Genomic DNA, 23,509 nt, shown 5'->3' on the forward strand with positions numbered 1-23,509 from the left:
TAGCTGAGGGCCAAGTGACCCAGAGTTCGCCTTCCACAACCGAAAAGCGCTTCTCTATGCCGGGGAAGGCCAACGAGAGCCGATTTGCGATCGTCGCACTCAGGCTTGAGAGATGCGAAATGTTGGTGCCCATCCTGCGGTCAATCTACCACTTGGGCGAATCGACTCACCTTCTGTCCTAGCTCACATACCCATCCACTCCCGGCCCGGGGCGACGGAATCAGCGACCTCACCCGGCCGCCGGCGCGCCATGCGCGGCGAGCAACTCCACCTGCCCGGCGGGTACACCTAGCCCATGTCTTTGGCCGATGGCGTCCTCTCACAACTGATACCCAACCTCCCCGCTCACCTGGGCAACGACCTGAAGGTCTATTCCCCGATTGATGGCTCGCTGCTCGCCACGCTGAGGCTGGACACCGCCGAAGAGATCGAAACCAAGATCCAGCGGGCTACCCAGGCCTTTGAAACCTGGCGAGACGTCCCTGCCCCGGTCCGAGGCGAACTGGTTAGGATCTTCGGCCAAAAGCTCCGCGACAAGAAGGAGCTTCTGGGGCGGCTGGTGACCCTCGAGAACGGCAAAGTCCTTAGCGAAGGGCTCGGCGAAGTGCAGGAGATGATCGACATCTGCGATTTCGCTGTGGGGCTCTCGCGCCAGCTTCATGGGCTCACCATCGCCAGCGAGCGCCCGAGCCACGTGATGCAGGAGAATTGGCTCCCGCTCGGTCCCGTGGGCGTGATCAGTGCGTTCAATTTCCCCGTCGCGGTGTGGGCCTGGAACGCGGCGCTCGCGTGGGTCTGTGGCGACCCGGTCCTCTGGAAGCCCAGCGACAAGACCCCGCTCTGCGCGCTGGCCTGCCAGGCAATCTTCGAGGAGGCGCTAAGTGAATTTACGATTGACGATTTACGATTGACGAACGTTGCGGGCGGCCTGAGCCAGATCCTGATGGGGGGCCGCGCGACTGCGGGGAAGGCCCTTGTGGAAGACCCGAGGATCCCCCTCGTGAGCGCGACCGGCAGCACCGCCATGGGCCGCGCAATCGCGGGAACGATCGCTCAGCGGTTCGGCCGGACGATCCTGGAGCTCGGTGGCAACAACGCCATCATCGTCACCCCGACCGCCGACCTTGGCGTGGCGCTCCCGAGCATCGCCTTTGGAGCGGTGGGAACCTGTGGGCAGCGGTGTACCAGCACCCGCAGGCTGATCGTCCACGAGAGTATCGTGGACGAGGTCTGGGCCAAGCTGAAGTCGGCTTACGCCAGCATCACGGCAGGCAAGATCGGCGATCCCCTCGACCCGAACACCTTGGTTGGTCCGCTCATCGACGGCAAGTCGTTTGACGATATGCAGTACGCGCTCGAAGAGGCGAGGAAGGATGCGCTGGAGGTGTTTGGTGGGGAGCGAGTTTCGCTGAATGGTGCTCGGGTGGCCAGGTATTCAGGCGATCTGGCGCAAACTCCGACTGAACCTGAACACCCATCACCTGAACACCTGAACACCAGCTCTGACGCCTACTACGTCGCACCGGCGCTTGCCCGCATGCCCAGGCAAACCGCCATCGTCGAGCACGAGACTTTTGCGCCAATCCTCTTTGTCCTGAGCTACCGCACCTTCGACGAGGCCTGCGAGATGCAGAACGCGGTGCCCCAGGGCCTGAGTTCGGCGATCATGACCGGCGACGTGCGCGAGGCGGAGCTTTTCAAGCGGCGCTCAGATTGTGGCATCGCCAACGTGAACATCGGCACGAGCGGCGCTGAGATCGGCGGGGCCTTCGGAGGCGAAAAGGAGACGGGAGGCGGAAGAGAATCCGGTTCCGACTCTTGGAAGCAGTACATGCGCCGCCAAACGAGCACGACGTATTACGGCTATGAGCGCCCGGCCCTGGCGCAAGGCGTTCAGTTCGACCTATAGAAGGGGCCTCACCGCACCCCGCTGCGCAGGCGCCGCGCCTGTGGTGCTCGGCAAAGGGAGCCCAGGCATCCATGCCTGGACCCCGGCCCGCGGACATCCTTGTCCGCGGATTCAGCGGTAGCATGACGGTATGGATCTTTCGCTTGGCCCACCAGCGAATTCCCCACGAGCCAAGGTCCACTCTATCCTGAGCCGAACCAACAAGGGCGCCTGCGGCTACTGGACCGGCAACCCCCATCCCGACACCGTCCCGATCTACCTGAAGCAACTCGGTCTCAAAGACACCGAGGCGCTCTACAGCCACTTCGGCGACGACGCCCGCTGGATCCCTGCCGATTCCGGTTACCGCCATCCCGAAGGCAAGCCCCCCTTCGACTTCTATGGCGGCGGCGAGCGGGTCACGCTCAACCACCCCGGCATCTTCGCCGATTGCGAGGATGTCAGCCTCGTACACGCCCACTCATGGCCCGATCCGGCCCACTTCGACTTCTCCGAGGTCCTTGCAAGAATTCGGCAGCACCAAAACAAGGGCGTCTGGACGGGAATGTGGGCGCCCTTTTTCCACGACGTCGCCGAGTTCTTCGGCATGGACAACTACTTCCTCGGCATGTACTCGAACGCCGCTGTCGTAGATGCGGTCACCGAGCACGTCGTGGACCACTACGTCGCCGCCAACGAGATCTTCTTCGAGCAACTTGGCGATGCCGCCGACACCTACTTCTTCGGCAACGACTTCGGCACGCAGCGCGGGCTCATCCTTTCACCCGAACTGTTCGAGCGCTTCGTCCTGCCCAGCATGAATCGGCTGATCGGCGTGGCGAAGAAACACGGCAAGAAAGTGCTCCTTCACTCCTGCGGCTCGATTCGGGGCGTCATTCCCAAACTCATCGAGGCGGGGGTAGACGGCCTTCACCCGCTGCAGGCCCTCGCCGAAGGCATGAGCGCACAGGATTTGGCCCGCGAATACGGAAGTGACCTGGCGTTTGTGGGTGGCGTCGACACCCAAGACCTCTTGGTCAACGGCACGCCGGCACAGGTGCGCGATGAGGTCCTTCGTCTGCGCGAGGTGTTTGGTCCCAATTACGTGGTCAGCCCCAGCCACGAGGCCCTGCTCCCGAACGTACCCATCGAGAACGTCGAGGCAATGGCGGTAGCCGCACGCGAGTGAGGCCGGCCTACCCCAACTTCGCCACCCGAACCACCGTATTCGTCCCGTACGGGTACCCGGTCGCATGGAGCGTCAACCTATCCCCGCTCTGGTCGAACTGCAATGCCTCCCCGCTGTCCATCCACTTGGCATCTTTCACTGTCCCTTCGACTCCTGTAAACACCCGCGGCCCAGGACCGCGATGAGGAACGCCCTCAACCTGCGTGTTTCCGGTAGGCGTTAGGTCCGTCACGAATAGGTAGCGGACGCCCTCATGGTCCAGCCCAAAGTCGTTCCCCTCACCTTCAATCCCGCAGGGCCGCCCACCGTACATCACGCCCTCGCGCCCGCCGTGAAGCTCCAGCCAATCGCCCACTTTTTCAAGGGCCGCGCGCTCATAGGTCGGCAACGCCCCTTCCGCCGTCGGCCCGATGTTCATGAGCAGATTCGCCCCCGCGCGCCGGGAGAAACACAGCTCCTCGATCACGTGCGCGGGAGAAAGCAGGTTGTAATCGTGCCCGGCGATGCCCCAATGAAAATCGAACGTGTGGCACATCTCGCCTGCGATCCACTTCGGCGCGCCCGAGCGGTCCAGGGGCCTTGGCCGTCCGCGCTCGAAAGTCACGCTGTCGATCTCCGGATGCCCGGTCTGGCCCATCGCGCCGGTGCCCGTGTTGTTGATGATGATCGCCTCGGGCTGGTGCTTGCGAATCACGGCATAGAGCTGCTCCTCCTGCCAATCGGCTTCCGGTTTCGACCAGTTCCCGTCGAACCATAGCCCCCCGATCGGGCCGTACTGCGTGCAGAGCACCTCAACACTGTCGCGCAAGTACTGGAGATAGCCGCCCCAGTCCGACTCGAAACGGGGCTCATTCCAGTCGAGCGTGGTGTGATAGAGCATCGGAACAATCCCCTCAGCACGGCAACCCTGGATGTAGTCTTGGATCAGATCGCGCCCGCAGGGGGTCCGCGTCACATCCAACTTGGAGAGCCCCTTAGTGTCATAGAGGCTGAATCCCTCGTGGTGCCGTGAGGTCAGGGTGATGTAGTTCATCCCAAAGCGTTTAGCCGCCCTCGCCAGTTCGCGCCCGCTGAAGTCCTTCGCCGTGAAGGTGTCCATCCGCTTGAGGTATTCGGCGCTCGGGATCTTCTCCATGTGCTGCACCCACTCGCCCCGACCCAGCTGGGAATAGAGCCCGAAGTGGAGAAAGAGGCCAAAGCCAAGCTGCTCGAAGGCCGCTACGCGGGAGAGGGGAGTCGGTGCGCTCATGGGCTGATTGAACCTCAACGCCGGCGAAGCATGATCAGGGAGGAGCCATCCCCTCCCACCGTCTCAAATTCAAAGCGCTCATAGAGCCGCACAGCGGGATTGTTCTTGGAGACGCTCAGTGAGATCCCGCCAAACCGCATGTCAGCTATGCCGAGGAGCTCCGCAAGCAGCTTGGAACCGATACCCCGGCCCCGAAATGCGGGCAAAAGCGAGAGCGACAGCTCGGGAATCTCATCCGACACCCAGCCGTATCCGCGAGCGTCCCCCTGCAGGGTGCGGAGCCACGCCGCCCCGATTGCACGGCCATTCCGAACCGCGAAAACCCCCAGGTCCCCGTCCGCACCCCAACCCATCCAGTATCTGGCGATCTCGGGCATATCGACGAACTCGGGCGGAAAGGGCGCCGCGCCGGGCTCCACATACAGCGCCAAATAGCAGAACTCTCGCAAGAGGCCCTCGTCCTTGGCATCGATGGCCCGGAACTCGGTGAGAACGCTCCTCATGGCCCTTATCTAAGCATCGAAAGCCCAAGCTGCAAGATGGCCTGGGCCGCCGCTTCATCAGGACCGTCGCCGACGACCCGCAGGAGCCCCGCCTCGGTCTTTGATCCCCGTATCCAAAGAAAGCCCTCTCGCTCGATGCCCTTGCCCTCATCCGTGGCGGCGGTCTCAAGCTGATATTCGCCGAGCCTGCGCCGTTCGCCACCATCGGCGGACTCCTTGACCAGCCTGACCTTCCAGCCGCACAGCTTGCCCTCGGGCCGCTCGGGGCCGACGTGCCGGGTGTACGAATAGAGGAACTCGAAACCGGTCCAGTCCTTCGAGAGTTCTGAGGCAAAAGCGGATGGAAACTCCTGCTCAAGGCGGTCAATCATCGGCCACCACTCTTCTTGAACCTGCCCCTTCGCCGCCACGGTCCGCTGACGAGGGAGGTCGGCGATGAACCCCGATAGCCCAGGGCCCATGGATTCGTCGTGGGTCAGCGCCGACGAGATAATGCGTCGGAGCTCGGCGTCCGCGGAGGCCAGGATGGCGCCGGCGCCAACCAGCGACCCGTCGCGGCAGGTGGTGCCCGCGAAGATCGTGCCCCCGTTAGGACCCTCGACCCCAACCACAGCCCTGAGGCCCTGCCGCTCAAGGTCGCGCATTCGGGTGACCACATTGATCTCGCCGGTCTCCACCTCGTGCACCGAAGCCCCGAACGCCCGCGCGATCTGGTGCACCCGGTACGACGTCGCATCGCTCGCCACAACCGCCGCCGGCCGCGCATCCCCCGACCGTCGATGCACCGCAAGCGCGATCGCCGTGTTGATCGCGGCGGCCGCCTGGGGCGACGGAATCTGCGCCTTTCCTTCCCCATCCACAAAGGTCAGGTTGCCGCGATCCGCATCGAAGTCGTAGGCGAGCCCAAATAGCGCTTCTTCGGCCTGCACCCGCTCGGCCAGGTCGTGCAATACGTGCTTGCCGTCGGCTCGCACCTGCTCCACGTCCACGTCGTGAGCGGGCTTCCCCACTTCCTCATTCAAGACGATCGGTTCGACGCCCAGCGCCTCGAAGACGCGCCGGCAGACCACGGTCGCGGCCCCGCCGTTCGGGTCCAGCACCACCTTCGCGCCCTCCGTATTGGCGAAATAGGAATCCTGGACGAAGTCCACGTATTTCTGCACCGCGCTCTCGCGCTCGGCTTCGTTGACGCTTGGCGAGAACGAGGTCACCGCCGCCTGTGGCCTGAAAGCATTGGCCGCTCGGATCAGGCTGCCCATCTCACTCGCAGAGAGCAAGGCCCCCGGGGGCGCGGGGTCGAGCGCATGGGTCTCCACACCCGTGGCGTACTTCCAACCGTTGTCGTCCACTGGGTTGTGGCTGGCGGTCACCATCACCCCTCCGTGCGCCTCGAACACGCGCACCGAGTGCTGCCAGATGGGCGTCGTCACCACGCCCAGGTTGATCAGGTCCAGTTCGACGCCGAGGTCGCGAAAGGCGCTGGCCATTCCTGCCGCCTGCTCTCTTAGGAGCGCTTCGCCGGTAGGTCGAGGGTCGCGCGCCAACACCATGCGGGCGCGCTCGCTGGGGTTCGCCTGGAGCCTTGAAATGGCGTAGCAGTAGGCATGGCGAAAGGCGAAGACCGCGTCCTCGCGCTTGACGTTCGGTCCGGGACCGACCGTGGCGCGCACGCCGGAATAGGACTGGAGCCAGCGGTCGGAAGACATGCATCGGAGTTTACTTGTGCTCGCTCGTTTTCGACCTCGGATGGGCCTTGGCCACGGCGTCCTTCAGCCTCTCGATGCTGATGTGCGTGTAGATCTGCGTCGTCGCGAGGTTCTCGTGGCCGAGGAGTTGCTGCACGGTCTTGAGGTCCGCGCCTCCGTCCAGCAGGTGCGTCGCGAAGCTGTGGCGCAGGGCGTGGGGCGACACGTCGGGGGGCAGACCGGCTGCTCGGGCAAGGCGATGGACGACGTTCTGGACGGTGCGCGTGGTCAGTCGGCGTCCCTGTGGGTTGGTGAAGAGGGGGCCACCTCGCCCCTTTGGGGAGAGGTCGGTGAGCTCCGGCGAACCGGGTGAGGGGCCACCGTTAGGACCTGCAACCACCCGCTCCTCCGCGAGGTACGCCTCGATCGCGCGTGTGCACGAGACCCCAAAGAGAGCTATCCGCTCCTTGCTTCCCTTGCCTCGCACGCGAACGCAGCCCTCCCGAAGGTCGAGGTCAATGATGTTGACGCCGACCACCTCGCTCGCCCGAAGCCCCGCGCCATACATCAGCTCCAGCAGGGCCTGATCGCGCAAGGGAGTCTTGCGAAGGTTGGGCTGGTCCAGCAAAGCCGCAGCCTGCTGCTTGGAAAGCACCTTGGGTAGAGATCTTCGCCTGATCGGCGCGTCGAGCACTTCGGTGGGGTCGCTGGCCAGGTACCCCTGTGACCGGCAGAACCTCACAAACGAACGGAGGGAGGACAGCTTGCGCGCCCGGGTCACCGGCGTCGTGCCGTATTTCCGCAAGTAGGTGCTCAGGGATTGAGGTTGAAGGTCGAACCTGCCGTCCAGAACGCTGCTGAGTTGTGCGAGGTCCGCGCCGTAGGCACGGACCGTTTGCGCCGATCGCTTCGCGGCGATTGAATCGAGAAACTCCTGAATGACGGTGTCGAGCGAGGTGGGCATGGTTTGTTGAGCGAATCGCTCACGGATGTAGAGACGAATGTACCGGACGTGGATTTGCCGTGGACGCGAGCTTTCCTCAGCCATGGGCCCGTGAGGGAGCGCAGAGACGCTCCGTTCACCCTCTGGAACCCCTCCGGAGACTGCTCAAGACGTTATAGCCCTGGCGTCTCGCCTGGGTTGCTTAGGCTCACCGATTGGAGCCTCAGAGCACCAATCCGGCATTTCTCAGCCCTCCCCGTCTTCGACCCCTCCCTTTCGCGAAACAAGATGGCGCTTACCTTCGCGTGAGCACGCGCTGCGCGGGTATCTTGCGCCAGATGAAACGGTGGATCGTCCTGGGGCTTGCCTTGCTTTCGGCAAGCGCCATTGGCGAGCGCATCCTCCTCATCCCACTCGACAGCCGGCCGGCGGCAGGCCAGTTTGCCCAAATGATCGGCAAAATGGCCGGTGTTAGGGTCGAGCTGCCTCCCGCGGAACTTCTGGGGCGTTTCACGACACCCGGGCAATCCGACGCCATCCTCGATTGGCTTCGCGACCAGGACTATTCGGACGTGATCGCTACCGTCGTCAGCACCGACATGGTCGCCTATGGCGGGCTCATTGCGAGCCGCGTCAACGACGTGCCGCTCGAAACGGCCACCAGGCGCATTTCCCGCCTCGCCATCATCCGACAGCGCCATCCAGACACCGCCTTCTACGGGTTCTCCTCGATCACGCGCCTCTGGCCGACTGCCACCAAAGCCGCAGCAGCCTGGCGGCTGCAACTGGCCAAATACGAGGAGATGAAGGACCGCTATCGGAGGACGCTTTCTGAGGACGCCCGCCGTTCGATGGAGAACCTCCAGGCCAAGATCCCGCCGATCGAGATCCGTAACTACGAGGCCACCCGCGAGCGCAACCACCTGCTCCAGCGAACCCTGCTCGGTCTCGTAAGGGATAAGGTCCTCGATTACCTGGTGCTCGGACAGGACGACGCCCAGCCTTACGGGCCGCACGTTCCCGAGCAGCAGCAGCTTCGCACCCTCTGCCTACGCTACGCCATCAACCACAAGGTCTACCTTTGCGAGGGCATCGACCAGCACGCCAATGTGCTCACCAGCCGCGCCCTGCTCACCCACTACAATTGGGCGCCAAAGGTCCGAATCGTGTACTCAGACTCAAAGGGCGTGACCAAGGTCGCGAACTACGAATCCAAGATTGTCGCTCAGAGCCTGCAGGACCAGCTCTTCGCAAGTGGGGCGACCCCAGCGCCCGCGGGCACCGATTACGACTACTCGCTCTATCTGAACACGCCGGACCCCGACCCCGACGAGCGCCAGAAGTTCGTCACCGAGCTCCAGCAAGAGATCGATCAGGGCTTCCCCGTCGCGGTCGCCGACATCAATCTGGCTCGCGACGGCACCGCCGACCCCGTGCTTTTTTCAGCGCTCTGGGAAAAGACCCGAATTATGAAGCTGCTGGCCTATGCCGGATGGAACACCGCGGGCAACACGATGGGCACGGCGATCCCGGCGGCCAACGCCTATCTCTTGGCGCGTCGGCTGCGAAGCGACCCACAAGGCCGCGAAGTGGCGCAACGAGAGTTCCTGCTTCACCGCATCGTCAACGACTACGCTTATCACAAGTTCACGCGGCCGGAGGCCTATCGCATGATCGACAGCACCCTCCGTGCCAGCCGCGACGAGATCTACGATGCAGACTTCCAGCGGGTGCAAACCCTGGTGCAAACCAGCCTGACAAAGCACCTTCAGGAGTACTTCAAAACGCAGTTTCTTGGGAGGCGCTTCTTCGCTGGAACGAGCCAAGCGGAGATCACGGGCCTAGAGGACGTCCGCATATTCCTTCCTTGGCCGAGGGCGTTTGAGGTTCAGATTGAGTTCACCATGCGCACCGCGCCGGTCGGCGGCGGTTAGGGGCTTCCTTTGAGGGCTCGATCTCGCCTCACTGCATAGGGTGCAAGAGGATGCGCGAGGGTGAATGAGGGTGAGAGGGAGAGGGGGCGCGGGCGAGTGAAGGGATGATGGGATGAGGAGTGGGACCCTCCCTTGGTTTTGCGAATCGAATCGGAGGCAAGTTTGGGGGTGAGAGGCAATGCACCCTTTGTGGCTCCGGCCGCCTTTGTGTCTTTGTGAGAGGTAACTATGGTCGCCCACACGGAACTGTTTTTCTTTGGGCAGGCTTGGCGGTTACCGTTCCCCTCATCCCATCATCCCATCATCCCTTCTCTAGATCCAGTCCCAAACAACGACAAAGGGCAGGTTCCTGAAAGCAGGAACCTGCCCTTTGTCCCTCGGTCCCTCCGTCTACCTATAGACCTTGAAAGCGGCCTGGTCGGTCGTGAACTCCCAAAGGGTGGTCACGTCCGAGAGATAGTCGATCAGGTCCACACGCGCGCGGAGCTTCAATGTCCCTGCCTGGATGAACCTGAGAAAATTCGAGGTCAGCGTCACGGTCTTTGCGGTCTCTGAGAGCGGGGCGGCGCCTTGGAACACCTGCTCGAACTTGTTCAGATCCCAATCAAAGAAGAAGATCCGCATCAGCCGCCCGTCCACGTTCACCCTTGAAGTGAGCAGGAACTCCAGCTTCGTCGGGTTCGAAATCGGGGACGTGCAGTCCACACTCAAACGGACCGGAGGAATCAGGTCCGCGCCGGCCGAAACCTTCAACTTCATGCGGTTCGCATCCACCGCCGCCAGCGAAGCCAGGTCGCCAGAAATAAGGTTGCCAAGCTTTGAGAAGGCCGTGGGTGGCAACACCTTCGAAGGCCAGAGCACGTTCAGGTTCTGGCTCTTGACAACGCTCCTGAAGGTCGCCCGGATCGAGGATGAAGCGTCGCTGGCCACGTTGAGCGTCGTGATCGCAAAGGCCGCCGTGCTCGCGCCGGCAGGCACCGTAACCGTCGCTGGGACCGTCGCCGCCGCCGTGTTGGAACTGAAAAGCGCCACCACGTAGCCTCCCGGTGGGGCGTTGCCGCTCATATTCACATGCCCCGTCGTACCCGCGTTGCCGATTACGGTCGTCGCGTCGAGCGTCACCGAGTTCAGCACCACGGGCGTGGTGACCGTCCAGCTTTGAATCTCGACGTTCCATCCTTGACTGCCGTCGCACACCATGGCGCAGCCCCAGAAGGTCGTGTCGTCGTTGGGATCTACCGTGACGGCGAAGTAGTCTCCCCATCGGTTGTTGGTGTTGTTGCCATAGACCGAGCCTGCCCCACTGGTCAGAAGGAAGGGCGTTCCCATCGTTCCGGCAGCGTCGGTGGTCTTCCGTCCAGTTGCCATCATGTCGGCCACGATGGACGAAGAGCACCTCGTGAACAGCATCGAGATGTCGTTGAACTCGTTCGTGAACACCGCCGGCATGATGTAGTGAACGCTGGTGCTCGCGTTCGCTACGTTGCCCGATTGCGCCAGCGTCGGCGACGAAGACGGGTAGTTGTTGGTGTTCACCTCGTACCAGCGGCTGCGGTACTGAGGGTTCGAATAGGTTCCCTGCGAAAACACGAGCTTCCCACCGCGCCAAACGGCAGTGAGGATGCGCCCGTCGAGAGGATCGAGCCTATGCCCGCCGGCGCTCTGCGCGTATCCGGGCGGGTAGCCGTACGATGGCACGGAGAGGCTGGTCTTGGTGATCGTGGGAGTTCCCAGGATGTCCGTGAGAACGTGAATGCGCATCGACGACGTATTGATGTCGCTCGCCATGTAGATTCGGTCCGCATTCGGATCCATCATCTGGGCCGGCTGAACGCCGAAATTCGCGGTGTCGATCGTGAAGTAGCTCACGGTCGCGGCACCGCCGCTTAGCACGGAGCTCTTTCGCACCAGGATGTGCTCGACGCCCAGGTAACCGGGGTCCGTGGAGGGACCGGTCAACTGGAACAGGTTGCCACACGAGAGGTAGCCATCCTTGTTGTAGCCGACACCCGGATAGTCGAGCCAGTAAGTCGAGGAGCTAAAGGAGACCCTTGCTTCAAGGCGATACGCGTACCACGTCCCGTTCGGATCGTTGTTGTCCGAGACCGCGAGCAGCAGCTTCGAGATCGACGAGCCAGTCTGCTCGAGCGCGACCACCACAAAGCGGTTCGCCAGCTTGTCGTAATAGCACTTCGGGTCAAAGACGAAAGAGCTGCCGGTCACGCCCGTCGAAGCAAAAAAGGTCGTGAGGTCCTGCCTAAGCTGCTCGGTGCCGCCCTTAGTGTAAAGGCCGATATCCGTGTTGGTCGTGACCACAACGTGGTTCGGCCCAACGGCCAGCGTGGGGTCGGCGGGGACCCACCCGGTGAACGTGATCGAAGTCCATAGCGCGCCACGCCCCGACAGGCCGGCATAGTCCTCGACTTCACCGGCTTGGATCGAGTTCGAATCGGTGGATTCCAGACGCCATGGCGGCCGGAACCGGTTCCCGACGGGCCTTTCCATGGGTGCAAAGTTGCGAACGATGGGAGGGAAGAACTGATAGGTGGAAAACCTGGACGCAGGCACCTTTTCCGTGCGCGTGACACGGAGCACCTCGTCGTCTTTGGTGGGACCGGCCAGGGCAAGCCCAACCGCACACGCCGACAGCAACGAAGTCAAAGAGAGTCTTAAGAGCATACAGAACCTCAATTCAAATAAAGATAAGCATTTGGGGCGAAACGAATACGCGCCCGTCGAGGGAGACCTTTCATTATGGACCGCAATTCTCCCAGCCCCCAAGAAGTCGCCAGGCAAAGACGCCGCGCCTCGTAGTTTTGCGGGGCGATCCGGGTGCGGCAAGCGTCCCATGGATTAGGGTAAATGTTGAGGCTGAGCGCGGCTCTGCTCGCGCGCTTGGTCCTTGTGGGGAATGGCCATCGAGCGATCGGTGGGGACCGGCGTGAGGGCGCCTCGCAAATAGATCGATCCCGGAACCTACTTATGGCCGCCGTCGCTCAAGAAACCACCGTCAATCTCACGATCAACGCCGTCGAAATTGCCGTTCCCAAGGGCGAGCTGATCGTCGAAGCCGTCAAGCGGCTGGGGCTTGAAATCCCCGTCTTCTGCTACCACCCCAGGATGAAGCCGGTGGGCATGTGCCGAATGTGCCTGGTCGAAGTGGGTTTCAAGCAGCCGGACGGCTCGGTCCGCATGATGCCCAAGCCCCAAGCCGCCTGCACTTTGCCGGCTTCCGAAGGGATGGTCGTCCTCACCGACAGCGAAGCCGTCCACCGCGACCGCAAGGGCGTCCTTGAGTTTCTGCTGATCAACCACCCGCTGGACTGCCCGGTTTGCGACCGTGGCGGCGAGTGTCCCCTCCAGAACAACACGATCTTTTATGGGCCGGGCACCAGCCGCTTCGTCGAAGCCAAGCGCAACGCGCACAAGGCGTACCCGCTCTCCGACTACGTGACCCTCGACCTCGAACGCTGCATCCAGTGCGGGCGCTGTGTGAGGTTCACCGAGGAGATATCCGGCGACGGCGAGTTGGCCTTTCGCTTCCGTGGCGCTCAGATGCAGCCCTCGACCTTCGGGCTCAAGAACTTCGACTCCAAGTTCAGCGGCAACGTCATCGAGATTTGCCCCGTGGGCGCGCTGACCAATTCCAAGTACCGCTTCCGAGCCCGGCCCTGGGATCTGCAGACGTCGCCGGCGATCTGCACGCTCTGTTCCAACGGCTGCAACGTGTGGATGGACTGGCGGGTCGGGCAGATCATGCGCATCAACGGCCGCACCCATGAAGGCATCAACGAAGAGTGGACCTGCGACCTTGGCAAGTTTGGGCATGACCGGTTCAACGCAGACAGCCGGCCCACCCAAGTTCTGATTCGAAACAGCGACCACCTGGCGCCAAGCAACTGGGGACCCGCCTACAAAGAGATCGAAGCCGCCTTTGCCAAAGGCGGCGCCAAGGTGGCGGCTTTGGCAGGCGGCATCCTCTCGAACGAGGATAGCTACCTCCTCCAGAAGCTCTTTCGCCAGACTTACATGAGTGCAAACCTGGACCACCGCTTCACAGCAACCTTGCAGAAGCCCGAAGATCGTCTGGAATCCAAGCTCGGCATCGCCCAGGTTCAGGATTCCATTGCGAGCTTCGAGTCCAAGTGCGCAGTGTTGATCTTTGGCTCCTCCCTTGCCGACGAGGAGCCGATCCTCTTCCTCAGGGTCCGCAAAGCGTGGTTCAATAACGGCGCGAAGGTGATCGTTGCGGGTTCGCAAGCCACGGACGCCGACAGCTTTGCGCACCTGGTGCTGCGCTGCAAGCCGGGAACCGAATCGGCCCTCGCCAACGGTCTGCTTTCGGCGGCCATCGAGAGCGGCAATGCCAAGGTCCCCGATGCCACCAGGAAGGCGCTTGCCGAATTCACACCTGAAAGGGTAGAGGCTTTGACGGGGGTCTCCGCCGCGAGCCTCCGCGAAGCGGCCTCAATGATGGGCCCGGGCGCGGCCGTGGTGACAACCCACGGACTCTTCAACCTGGACAACGCGCAGGGGGCGCTCGAAATCCTTGGCGGGCTCGCGATGACGACGGGAGCCAGCTTCAACTGCTGTTCCCGCGAGGCCAACCACGAGGGTCTCGTATGGATGGGAGTGCTACCCGACAGGCTCCCCGGAGGCGCGGCTATCCCCACATCGGATCGGGGGCTGAACACCCACGAGATTCTCGATGCGGCGGCCTCGGGAAAGCTCAAAGCCCTGTGGCTGGCTGGGGTGGACCCGTTCAAGGCCCATCCGGACCGAAAGAAGGTCGAAAAGGCGCTTGAGAACGTGGACTTTCTGGTGGTGCAGGACTGCCTGGACAATGAAGCGATCCCCTATGCCTCGGTCGTGCTGCCGATGGCGGCCCCAGCCGAAACCGAGGGCAGCTATGTGAGCATGGAGCGCCGGGTGCAGGCATTCGGCCCGGTCCTGACACCCAAGGGAGATGCCAAACCTGCATGGAGGGTCTTCGCCGATCTTATACTGAGGGCCACGCCCCAGAGGCCGAGCTTCGATGCGCGGGAGATTCGGGCCGCCATCGCCGAAGAGGCTCCTGCGTTCGCCGCCGCGATCGACATCGCCGATGAGGGAGTGATGCTGGGATGATCGAAGCCATTTCCAACCTGGATCCGCTTCTGCAAGCCCTGATCCGGGCGCTGCTTTTCGTAGTTCCAACCTTGTTGATCGTTCCCGGCTTCATCTGGTGGGAGCGAAGGCTGCTTTCCTGGATGCAGGACCGTTGGGGGCCGAACCGGGTGGCGACTTTTACTTTCGGCAAGAAGTTTCCCATGGCGGGCCTTCGCGGCAAAAAGCTGAAACTCTTCGGATTGCTTCAGCCCATCGCCGACGGCATCAAGCTCTTTACCAAAGAGGATTTCACCCCCAAGGCGGTGGACATCCTCATCTATTTCATCGCGCCTGCGGTCGCGCTCTTCCCCGCGTTCGCCCTGGGAGGCACCATCCCCTGGGGTCCCACTCATGACCACGCTTACATGGTCCTCACGCCCGTCGCCGACGTAAGCATCGGGGTGCTCTACGTGATGGCGGTGAGTTCGCTCGGAGTCTACGGCATCGTGCTTGGCGGCTACGCGGGCAACAACAAGTACTCCCTGCTTGGTGGCTTACGCTCCAGCGCGCAACTCATCAGCTACGAGCTCGCGATGGGCATGGCGCTCGCGGCGATGGTCACCGCCACCGGCTCGCTCCGCATGACCGAAATGGTCAAGGCGCAAGAGGGGCCGCTGTGGGGGTTCATCCCGCAGCTTCAAAACTGGTTCATTCTCACGCCGTTCGGGTTCATTGCGGCCATCATCTTTGGCATCTGCATGGTCGCCGAGACGAACCGTGCGCCGTTCGACCTGCCTGAAGCCGAAAACGAGCTGATCGCCGGCTATCACACCGAGTACAGCTCGATGAAGTTCGCGGTGTACTTCATGGGTGAATACGCGGCGATGTTCGTGTTCAGCCTAATGTTCGCCGCGGTGTTCCTGGGTGGTTACAACCTTCTGCCGGTGAACTTCCATGAGCTGTCGGCCAGCGTGAGTCATGTTGCATTTCTGGCATGGCTCTCTCCCATTCTCGATTTCTTGGGAGAGATGAATCCGACCCTGGCCCCCCTCTGGTTCATCGGCAAAGGCTTTTTCGGCATCACGATCTACATTTGGATTCGCGCGACCCTCCCAAGGCTGCGTTACGACCAGCTCATGAACCTGGGGTGGAAGGTGCTTCTGCCGGTGGGCCTCGCCAACTTCTTGATCGCGGCGCTCTGGACGATGGTCACCTCGACCCGGGACGTCAAGACCGGCTGGCTGGCCTGGCTGGCCGCATTCGCCGGGTGTTTCATCCTCTATCACGGCCTCAAACGCGCGTTTGCGAAGAATTTGGAATCCAAATACGGCAAACGGACGATTCGCCTGGTCGACCAGAAGCCCGGGGCGGTGGAAGGATGAGGCGATTGCGGATTGCGGATTTCGGATTGCGGATTTTGGGTCGCGATGGGCGATGCGCGATGCGCGATTGGGACCCGGCCATCCTAATGCCTAATGCCCTAATGCCTAATGCCTTAACGCCTCGCCCTTCGCCCTTCGCTTCTCTAGGAGTTCCCAATGCCCTTTGAGATGACCGGCCAAAACATGATGGCGCTACTGCTCGCGCTGATAGCCATGGCGAGCTCCGCCGGCGTCGTGCTTATCGGCAACGCCATTCGATCGGCGCTCTGCCTGGTCGCCAGCTTCTTCTGCCTCGCGTTCCTCTATTTCATCCTGAACGCCGAGCTTCTCGGCATCGTGCAAATCGTGGTCTACACCGGCGCGATCATGGTGCTGTTCTTGTTTGTGGTCATGCTGCTTGCCATTGGAGGGCCGGACGCCCTGACTGAATCGAGAGACCTGAAGCGGCTCTTGGCGGCGCCGTTCGGCGCGGCCCTGTTCGTGCTCGTGATGATGCAGGTGGTCCTACCGCTCCAGGCGGTCGCGGAAGTCGAGCCTTTAGCGAATGCCGGCACGCCCGAAGCGCTCGGCAAGGTGCTCTTCACCCAGTATTTCTGGCCCTTTGAAGTGGCGAGCATCCTGCTCCTGATCGGCATCGTCGGCTCCATCCTGCTGGCGAAGAGGAAGATATGAGGGGAGAGGCATTAGGCGTTAGGGCATTGGGTGTTGGGTGTTGGGTGATGGGTAGTCAGGTGGACCCCGGTTCCCCATCGCGCATCGCGCATCGCACATCGCACTCTGGCATCAGGGCATTGACCCCGCCTTCGCCCTTCGCGCTTCGCCCTTCGCCTCCGAAGTCAGGCTTTGAGGCATTAGGCATTAGGGGGACCGTATCCCCTTCGCCCTTCGCCCATCGCCCTTCGCGGAATGTAATCCGCACTTCGCGTTTCTCAATCCGCAATCCGCAATCGCCAATCCGCAATCCGGAGGTCCTGCGTTGAGTCCCCTAGTCATCTACCTCGCTCTCGGCGCATGGATGTTCATGTGGGGTGTGATCGGCGTCGTTTCGCGCCGGAACCCCATCGTGATCTTCATGTGCATCGAGCTCATGCTGAACGCGGTGAACCTGACGTTCCTGGCGTTCGCCCGCTATCAGCCCTCGATGATGGCGACTCAGGCCAACCAGGTTTCGGGCCATATGGCCGGCCAGATGATGGTCATCTTCGTGATGGCGGTCGCCGCCGCAGAAGTCGCGGTGGGCCTTGGCATCATCATGGCGATCTTCAGGCTGCGCGACAGCGTGGACGTGGACGAAATGAACCTGCTGAGAGGATAGGAAGAGAATGGAGAACTTTTCGCTGATCTGGTTCGTGCTCTTCCTCCCGCTGGCGGGGTCGCTCTTTCAGGCGCTCTTCGGCGGACTGGTGTGCAAGATCCGCCCGAAAGACGGCAAGCAGATCATGGGCGCCATCGCGGTGCTCTCGATCGCCGGCGCGTTCGCCGTCGGCGCTTATCTGACCTACCAATTGGTCCAACTCCCCGCCGAACAACGCACGATCCAGCCCCAAGTGCTCTTCGATTGGATCGATCTGCTCGGGCTCAAGGTGCCGTTTGAGGTGCTGATCGACCCGCTCTCGATGACCATGGTGCTGGTCATCACCGGCATCGGCGCGCTGATCCACCTCTATGCCACCGGCTACATGGCCGAGGAGCGCGATTACACCCGGTTCTTCACCTACCTGAACCTGTTCATCAGCGCCATGCTCATCCTGGTGCTGGGCAACAACCTGCTCCTGATGTTCATCGGCTGGGAGGGTGTGGGCCTCTGCAGCTACCTGCTCATCGCCTTTTGGTATAAGGACATCAATAACGCCAAGTGCGGCAACAAGGCGTTCATCGTCAACCGCATAGGCGACTGGGGACTCACCCTGGGCATCTTCCTCCTGGCCTGCGCGATGACCGGCGAATTCGCCCACCGCGGCGAGGGCGCCGCGAGTGGACGCTGGCTCAGCTACGACGTGATCCTGAGCGCAGGCGAGCAAGTGCTCCGCAACCAACCCGGGCTCGCCACCACGATCGCGCTGCTGCTCTTCGTCGGCGCGTGCGGCAAGTCGGCCCAGTTCCCGCTCTACTTCTGGCTGCCCGACGCCATGGCCGGCCCGACCCCCGTCTCGGCGCTCATCCACGCAGCTACGATGGTCACCGCCGGCGTGTTCCTGCTAAACCGCATGCAGTTCGTCTTTGTGATGGCGCCGGCCGCCATGGGCATTGTTGCGGTGGTTGGAGCGTTCACCGCCCTCTTCGCCGCGCTCATCGCCTTTGGTCAAACGGACATCAAGAAAGTGCTCGCCTATTCGACGGTGTCTCAACTCGGGTTCATGTTCGTGGCCTGCGGCGTCGGCGCGTTCTGGGCGGGCATGTTCCACGTCATTACGCACGCGTTCTTCAAGGCCCTGCTCTTCCTTGGCTCCGGCGCGGTGATCGCGGCGATGGCGCACGACCAGGACATGCGCCACTACGGAAACCTCGCCAAATACATCAAAATCACCTCGTTCACGATGATCGTCGGCTGGCTGGCGATCGCCGGTGTCTCGATCCCAGGCATCTTTGGCTTGGCGGGCTTCTATTCCAAGGAAGCGATCATCGGTTCGGCGATCCACCACTCCGAGGCGACGTTCTTCGGAACTCCGGTTGCGCCCTACCTCGGCTGGGTGCTGCTGGCTGTGGCGGGTCTCACGGCGGCCTACATGACCCGCCTCATCTGGCTCACGTTCTTCAGTGGCGAAGAGCGCTGGCGGCAGTTGGCCCCTGCGCATGGCTCGCACGATCTGCACACGGCGCACGCGGCTCACGCCTCCCATTCGTCTGACATGTCCGACCTGTCTGACTCGTCCGACAAGTACCACGGGAACAGCCACTCCCACGACGATCCTCACGGCTTTTTCTACACCGACGAGGAGGTTGCAGCCCGCGAACTCCATGAGCACCACCACGCGCTCGACGCCGAACACGTGCCCAAAGAGGTGTATCCCAGCATGTGGATCCCCCTTGTCGTGCTGGCGATCCTCTCCGTAGGTGGCGGCTACGTCCTGAACCCGATCCTCGAAGGATGGCTCTACGGTGGCGCGACGGGGGCCGAGCATGAGGGCTTCCCGAGCCACATGACGCTCGTTCTCATGTCCACCGTTGTGGCGCTCTCCGGCATCGTGTACGGCATCTTCGTCTACCGCAAGGGCCTTCCGAAGAAAGAGGGCGACGAGAAGGACTGGAGCCGGTTCCGCCGCTCCGCAGGCGCGCAGTTCGGCTATGACGGGCTGGTCATGGAGGCAGGAATTGACGGAGGCGGCGCCATCGCCAACTGGTTCTGGCGCTTCATCGACGCGACGGTCATCGACGGCTTCTACAACGCCACGGGTTGGCTCGCCTCGCAGGTGGGATATACGCTCAGGCTGATACAGACTGGCGCGGTTCGCGCCTACGCGCTGCTGATGCTCGTGGGCGCAGTCGCAATCCTCAGCTCGTTCTGGTACGCACTGCAGCAGATGGGAGGACCGAAGTGAACGAACCTAACGGATTTGGCATCCTCACATTGCTCACCTTCCTTCCCCTGATCGGCGCACTGATCATGATGGCGATGTCGGACAAGAACGCAAAGGCGCTCAAGTACTTTGCACTGTTGGTCACGGCGGCAACGTTCGGCGTTTCGATCAAGGTCCTTCTCGAGTTCAAGGTCGGCAGCTTCCACTTCCAACTCACCGAGTTCGTCAAGTGGATCGATTCGCTCGGCATCCACTACCGGATGGGCGTAGACGGCATCAGCATCTGGCTGGTGGTGCTCACCACCTTGCTCAGCTTCCTGTCGGTCTGGTTCAGCTTCTATGTGAGCAAGCGCGTGAAGCAGTACCTGATCGCCATGCTCATCCTCGAAACCGCCATGCTGGGCGTGTTTCTCTCGCTCGATCTGATCCTCTTCTACACGTTTTTCGAAGCGTCCCTCGTGCCCATGTGGCTGCTCATCAGCATCTGGGGCGGCGAGCGAAGGATCTACGCGGGCCTCAAGTTCTTCCTGTTCACGTTCGCCGGCTCGATCTTCATGCTGATCGGCATGATCGCGCTCTACCTCTTGCAGCGCGACCACGCCGGCATCAACAGCTTCAGCCTGCTCGACATTCAGCAGAACGTGGCCAATGGCCGCATTTGGGCCGGGGCGCTTGCCATCCAGCCATGGATCTTCTGGTCGTTCGCGGTGGCCTTTTTGGTCAAGTGTCCAGCATTCCCGTTCCACGTGTGGCTCCCCGATGCTCACGTCGAGGCCCCCACCGCCGGTTCGATCATCCTGGCCGGCGTGCTGCTGAAGATGGGTACCTACGGGTTCCTCCGGTTCGTGATCCCGCTCTTCCCCGACGTCCTGCCCCAAATGGTGCCCTACATCATGACCCTGGCGGTCATCGGCATCATCTATGGCGCGATCGTCTCTGCCGTCCAGCCGGACGTGAAGAAGCTGGTCGCCTACTCCTCGGTCTCCCACATGGGCTTTGTGTTGCTTGGCATCTTCTCGCTCACCCATTCGGGCATGATGGGTGGCTCGATGCAGCAGCTCAACCACGGCATCAGCACGGGTGCGCTCTTCCTTCTCGTTGGGCTCATCTATGAGCGGCGGCACACGCGCCTCTTCAGCGAGTTCGGCGGCCTAAAAGCCCAGATGCCGATCTATGCGGCGATCTTCCTGATCGTCATGCTCTCCAGTGTGGGACTCCCAGGCACCAACGGGTTCATCGGCGAAATCCTGGCAATGTACGGCGCCTTTGAAGCCTGCTTCTTCGGGCAGTTCGGCCTGAGCCTCCCCTACGCGGTGATCGCCGGCACGGGCGTGATCCTGGCTGCGGTCTACCTCCTCTGGATGTTCCAAAAGACCTTCTACGGCAGGGTGGAGAACCCCGCCAACAAGAAGCTCAAGGACATCAAGCCCTGGGAAATCGCCCTCTGCGCGCCGTTCGTCATCCTTATCTTCTGGTGCGGTTTCTTCCCGACCTCCGTGCTCAAGCCGATGGAGGCCAGCATCGCGGCCACCCGCATGATGGCGCTGAACGTGCCCGGCGAACGGCCCGTGTGGAACGAGACCGACAAGGACATCGACGACAAGGGCAACCTGCGTAAGGTCACCTACGACTACAAGGGTGAGCCCACCTGGGGCAAGATCATCGCAGTCGGCAAATATCACTTCGGCAACGAGGATCGCCCCGGAACGGGAGAGAATCAGCCAGGCAAGATCGAGGGTGAAGGCACCGCGCCGCAAGGGGAGATACACGCGCAATCCGGCATTGGAGGCAGTCAGTGATCCCTGAATCCTGCATCGCGAGTTTCGCGCAAAAGGATCCCGCCACCGAGCGCTTCTTCCTGAAGTGGCCCGGCGAGACACCCGAGGGTGTGCGCGTCGTGGTGAACCCGTTCGGCAAGGCGCTTGCCTCGGGCATCGACCTCAACGTCCGAGTCGAGGACCCCTCCGATACCACTCTGGCGTCGCTCTTCGAGGCCACACGCCAAGAACTCGCTGAGGCCATCGTCGACGACACCCGCGCCGTCCTCTACGTGCTCTTCGGGGCAGCCGAGCAATGGTGTACGCCGATGCAGTTCGGCGGGCACTACCTTGAGGTCGAGCGCGAATTGCTCGCGCCCACCTTTCAGAAGGTCCCAGTGTTGCTCTGGATCGTCGGCGAAGAGGGCACGTACCTCGACTTCGTCGCCGACCTTCCGACGTGCTTCATCGGGTGGGACATCCAGGCCACAGGCTTTCCGATCAGCGCCATGCGCGCCGTGCGGTCTGGGGCAATCTTTGCCCAAGGCAACGAAGCCGAAATCGAACTGCATCCCCTGACCGGAGGTCGCACCATCACCGAATTCCTAACCTTGGAGGTTCAGCATGCCGCCTGCCGATAGTCTCGGCGCGCCATTCGAGGGGTTCCAGCCGCCCATCGTCACGATGGAATCGCTGGAGCCGGTGATGCCTGTCATCATCCTCTTCGTCGCCGGAATCATTGCGTTCCTGTTCGAGATGGTCCAGCGCAAGCGCAGCAACACCGGCGCGATCGCGGTGAGCCTGCTCGGCCTGGCCTATGCGGCGGCGGCCATCGCCAAGCAGTTCGACACCGAAGATGTCGAAGCGCTTTTCAGCATGGCGATGAGGGACCGGTTTGGTCTGGTTCTCCAGCTCATTATCGTGGGCTCCACCTTCACGGCGTTGCTCTTCAGCGAGGGGTACCTGCGCCAAAAGCGAATCAATTACGGAGAGCTCTATCCCCTTTCCCTCTGGGCGGCGGCGGGCGCGATGGTCATGGTGACCACCACCAACCTCCTCATGATCTTCCTCGGCCTCGAGGTGCTCTCTATTTCGCTCTACGTCCTAGCCGGCCTCAGCCGAAGCGAATCCAAATCTGAGGAATCCGCGCTGAAGTACTTCCTTCTTGGGGCCTTTGCCAGCGCATTCCTCCTCTATGGCATGGCTCTGTTCTACGGGGCGACCTACAGCTTGGATTTGCGGACAGTAACAGCGGCTCTTGCCCAAGACGAATCGGTCACGCGGGGCATCTTGATCGCTGGGCTGGGCCTAAGCATCATCGGGCTCGGATTCAAGAGCGGACTCTTTCCCTTCCATCAGTGGACCCCCGACGTGTATCAAGGCGCGCCCACCAGCGTGACCGCCTTCATGGCCGCCGTATCCAAGATCGCCGCCATCGGGGTGCTCTACCGTGTTCTTGACGCTTGCTCGGCGGTCTCGGACATTTGGATGCCGACGATGTTCTGGATCGCGATCCTGACGATGACCGTCGGCAACCTGGTGGCTCTGGTCCAGCGCGATGTAAAGCGTGTGCTCGCCTATTCCAGCATCGCCCATGCGGGCTACCTGCTCGTCGCCGTTCTGGCGCACGCGCGCAAGCCCGAAGAGATCGGGTTCGGCAGCACGGCGTTCTATCTGCTGGCCTATAGCGTGATGACCGTTGGCGCGTTCGCCGTGATCTCGCTGGTCGCGAAAGACGGCAAGGAGGGCACGCGCGTCCAAGACCTGAACGGCCTGTGGAAGCGCTCGCCGGGCCTCGCGGTTGCGCTCGTGATCTTCATGATCTCACTGATCGGCGTGCCGGGCACCGCTGGCTTCATCGGAAAGCTGCAAATCTTCCAGGACGCCGTGGACGCCGGCCTCACCCCGCTCGCCATTGTGCTTGGTGTGAACTCCCTGCTCAGCATCGCGTATTACTTGCGCATCGCCCAGGCAGCCTTTGTCACCGAGGAGATCGAGGAATCCGCGCCGGTCGCCCAGCCCACCACGGGCCTTTCGGTCGCGACCTTCCTCTGCGCGGCGAGCGTGGTTCTGGTCTTCGTGTTCGTGTCGCCAATCTCGTACATGATCAACGGCGCGGGGGACGAGGGCAAGATCGTCTCACCCGAGCACCGCAAAGCCCCCATCCGGCCAAGCGGGTTTCAGGAATAGGCCCGGACGGGCGCCCGCAACGAAGCGCCCGATGGTGCCCCCAATGGAGCGTCCAATGAAGCGCCCCGATCTTCGGGGCACCCCGGTCCGCTGACATCCCTGTCCGCGCGCCCAATCGGGAACACCATCGCCCCCATATTCGTCTTTTGCATAAGGCGCGTTCGCGCTGCCTGCGGCGCATGC

The 23,509-nt window shown here is 62.2% G+C and carries 16 protein-coding genes; 11 read left to right on the forward strand and 5 right to left on the reverse strand.

Features of this window, described 5'->3' with window-relative positions; translation table 11 throughout:
• The first annotated feature begins 295 nt into the window (after nucleotides 1-295).
• Together HZC36_03050 and HZC36_03055 are read left to right on the forward strand one after the other, a co-directional pair.
• Entirely contained in the window at nucleotides 296-1,909 is a 1,614-nt protein-coding gene (locus HZC36_03050) for an aldehyde dehydrogenase family protein (GenBank protein ID MBI5705950.1), read from the forward strand.
• A gap of 130 nt (nucleotides 1,910-2,039) precedes the next feature.
• Entirely contained in the window at nucleotides 2,040-3,077 is a 1,038-nt protein-coding gene (locus tag HZC36_03055) for a hypothetical protein (GenBank protein ID MBI5705951.1), read from the forward strand.
• Between the two features lie 7 nt (nucleotides 3,078-3,084).
• Here the strand turns inward: HZC36_03055 and HZC36_03060 are convergent, their stop codons facing one another.
• The 4 genes from HZC36_03060 to HZC36_03075 are packed head-to-tail and all read right to left on the reverse strand — an operon-like array spanning nucleotide 3,085 to nucleotide 7,562.
• Nucleotides 3,085-4,326 carry an alpha-L-fucosidase gene (locus tag HZC36_03060; GenBank protein ID MBI5705952.1) on the reverse strand — a complete coding sequence of 414 codons (1,242 nt, stop codon included), beginning with the start codon at nucleotides 4,324-4,326 and terminating at the stop codon, nucleotides 3,085-3,087.
• Nucleotides 4,327-4,340: 14 nt separating this feature from the next.
• On the reverse strand, nucleotides 4,341-4,829 hold the full coding sequence (locus HZC36_03065; GenBank protein ID MBI5705953.1) for a GNAT family N-acetyltransferase: 489 nt from the start codon (nucleotides 4,827-4,829) through the stop codon (nucleotides 4,341-4,343).
• A 5-nt stretch (nucleotides 4,830-4,834) separates the two neighbouring features.
• Nucleotides 4,835-6,535 (reverse strand): hypothetical protein, encoded by a 1,701-nt coding sequence (locus HZC36_03070; GenBank protein MBI5705954.1) that lies wholly within the window; start codon nucleotides 6,533-6,535, stop codon nucleotides 4,835-4,837.
• Between the two features lie 10 nt (nucleotides 6,536-6,545).
• Complete coding sequence (locus tag HZC36_03075) at nucleotides 6,546-7,562, reverse strand: tyrosine recombinase XerC (GenBank protein MBI5705955.1); 1,017 nt, start codon at nucleotides 7,560-7,562, stop codon at nucleotides 6,546-6,548.
• Nucleotides 7,563-7,795: 233 nt separating this feature from the next.
• Between HZC36_03075 and HZC36_03080 the strand changes: the two genes are divergently transcribed.
• Complete coding sequence (locus HZC36_03080; GenBank protein MBI5705956.1) at nucleotides 7,796-9,391, forward strand: DUF4127 family protein; 1,596 nt, start codon at nucleotides 7,796-7,798, stop codon at nucleotides 9,389-9,391.
• A 390-nt stretch (nucleotides 9,392-9,781) separates the two neighbouring features.
• Here the strand turns inward: HZC36_03080 and HZC36_03085 are convergent, their stop codons facing one another.
• Nucleotides 9,782-12,070 (reverse strand): hypothetical protein, encoded by a 2,289-nt coding sequence (locus tag HZC36_03085; protein ID MBI5705957.1) that lies wholly within the window; start codon nucleotides 12,068-12,070, stop codon nucleotides 9,782-9,784.
• 303 nt (nucleotides 12,071-12,373) lie between these two features.
• Between HZC36_03085 and nuoG the strand changes: the two genes are divergently transcribed.
• The 8 genes from nuoG (at nucleotide 12,374) to HZC36_03125 (ending at nucleotide 23,326) form a co-directional block, all read left to right on the forward strand.
• Entirely contained in the window at nucleotides 12,374-14,518 is a 2,145-nt protein-coding gene (gene nuoG, locus HZC36_03090; protein ID MBI5705958.1) for an NADH-quinone oxidoreductase subunit NuoG, read from the forward strand.
• The gene (locus tag HZC36_03095) at nucleotides 14,515-15,861 is read left to right on the forward strand and encodes an NADH-quinone oxidoreductase subunit H (protein MBI5705959.1); all 1,347 of its coding nucleotides are present in this window, start codon (nucleotides 14,515-14,517) and stop codon (nucleotides 15,859-15,861) included. Before nuoG ends, HZC36_03095 begins: the two co-directional genes overlap by 4 nt.
• A gap of 156 nt (nucleotides 15,862-16,017) precedes the next feature.
• Nucleotides 16,018-16,533, forward strand: a complete 516-nt coding sequence (locus tag HZC36_03100; protein MBI5705960.1) for an NADH-quinone oxidoreductase subunit J — start codon at nucleotides 16,018-16,020, stop codon at nucleotides 16,531-16,533.
• A 304-nt stretch (nucleotides 16,534-16,837) separates the two neighbouring features.
• Complete coding sequence (nuoK, locus tag HZC36_03105) at nucleotides 16,838-17,176, forward strand: NADH-quinone oxidoreductase subunit NuoK (protein MBI5705961.1); 339 nt, start codon at nucleotides 16,838-16,840, stop codon at nucleotides 17,174-17,176.
• A gap of 7 nt (nucleotides 17,177-17,183) precedes the next feature.
• A complete protein-coding gene (gene nuoL / locus HZC36_03110) occupies nucleotides 17,184-19,400 on the forward strand; it encodes an NADH-quinone oxidoreductase subunit L (GenBank protein ID MBI5705962.1) in 2,217 nt (738 codons plus the stop codon).
• On the forward strand, nucleotides 19,397-21,178 hold the full coding sequence (locus tag HZC36_03115; protein ID MBI5705963.1) for an NADH-quinone oxidoreductase subunit M: 1,782 nt from the start codon (nucleotides 19,397-19,399) through the stop codon (nucleotides 21,176-21,178). Before nuoL ends, HZC36_03115 begins: the two co-directional genes overlap by 4 nt.
• Nucleotides 21,175-21,777: a hypothetical protein gene (locus HZC36_03120; protein MBI5705964.1), complete on the forward strand. Its 603-nt coding sequence runs from the start codon at nucleotides 21,175-21,177 to the stop codon at nucleotides 21,775-21,777. Before HZC36_03115 ends, HZC36_03120 begins: the two co-directional genes overlap by 4 nt.
• Entirely contained in the window at nucleotides 21,761-23,326 is a 1,566-nt protein-coding gene (locus tag HZC36_03125) for an NADH-quinone oxidoreductase subunit N (GenBank protein ID MBI5705965.1), read from the forward strand. Before HZC36_03120 ends, HZC36_03125 begins: the two co-directional genes overlap by 17 nt.
• Nucleotides 23,327-23,509: the final 183 nt, after the last annotated feature.

Source organism: Armatimonadota bacterium (assembly GCA_016223145.1).
GTDB lineage: Bacteria > Armatimonadota > Fimbriimonadia > Fimbriimonadales > Fimbriimonadaceae > Nitrosymbiomonas.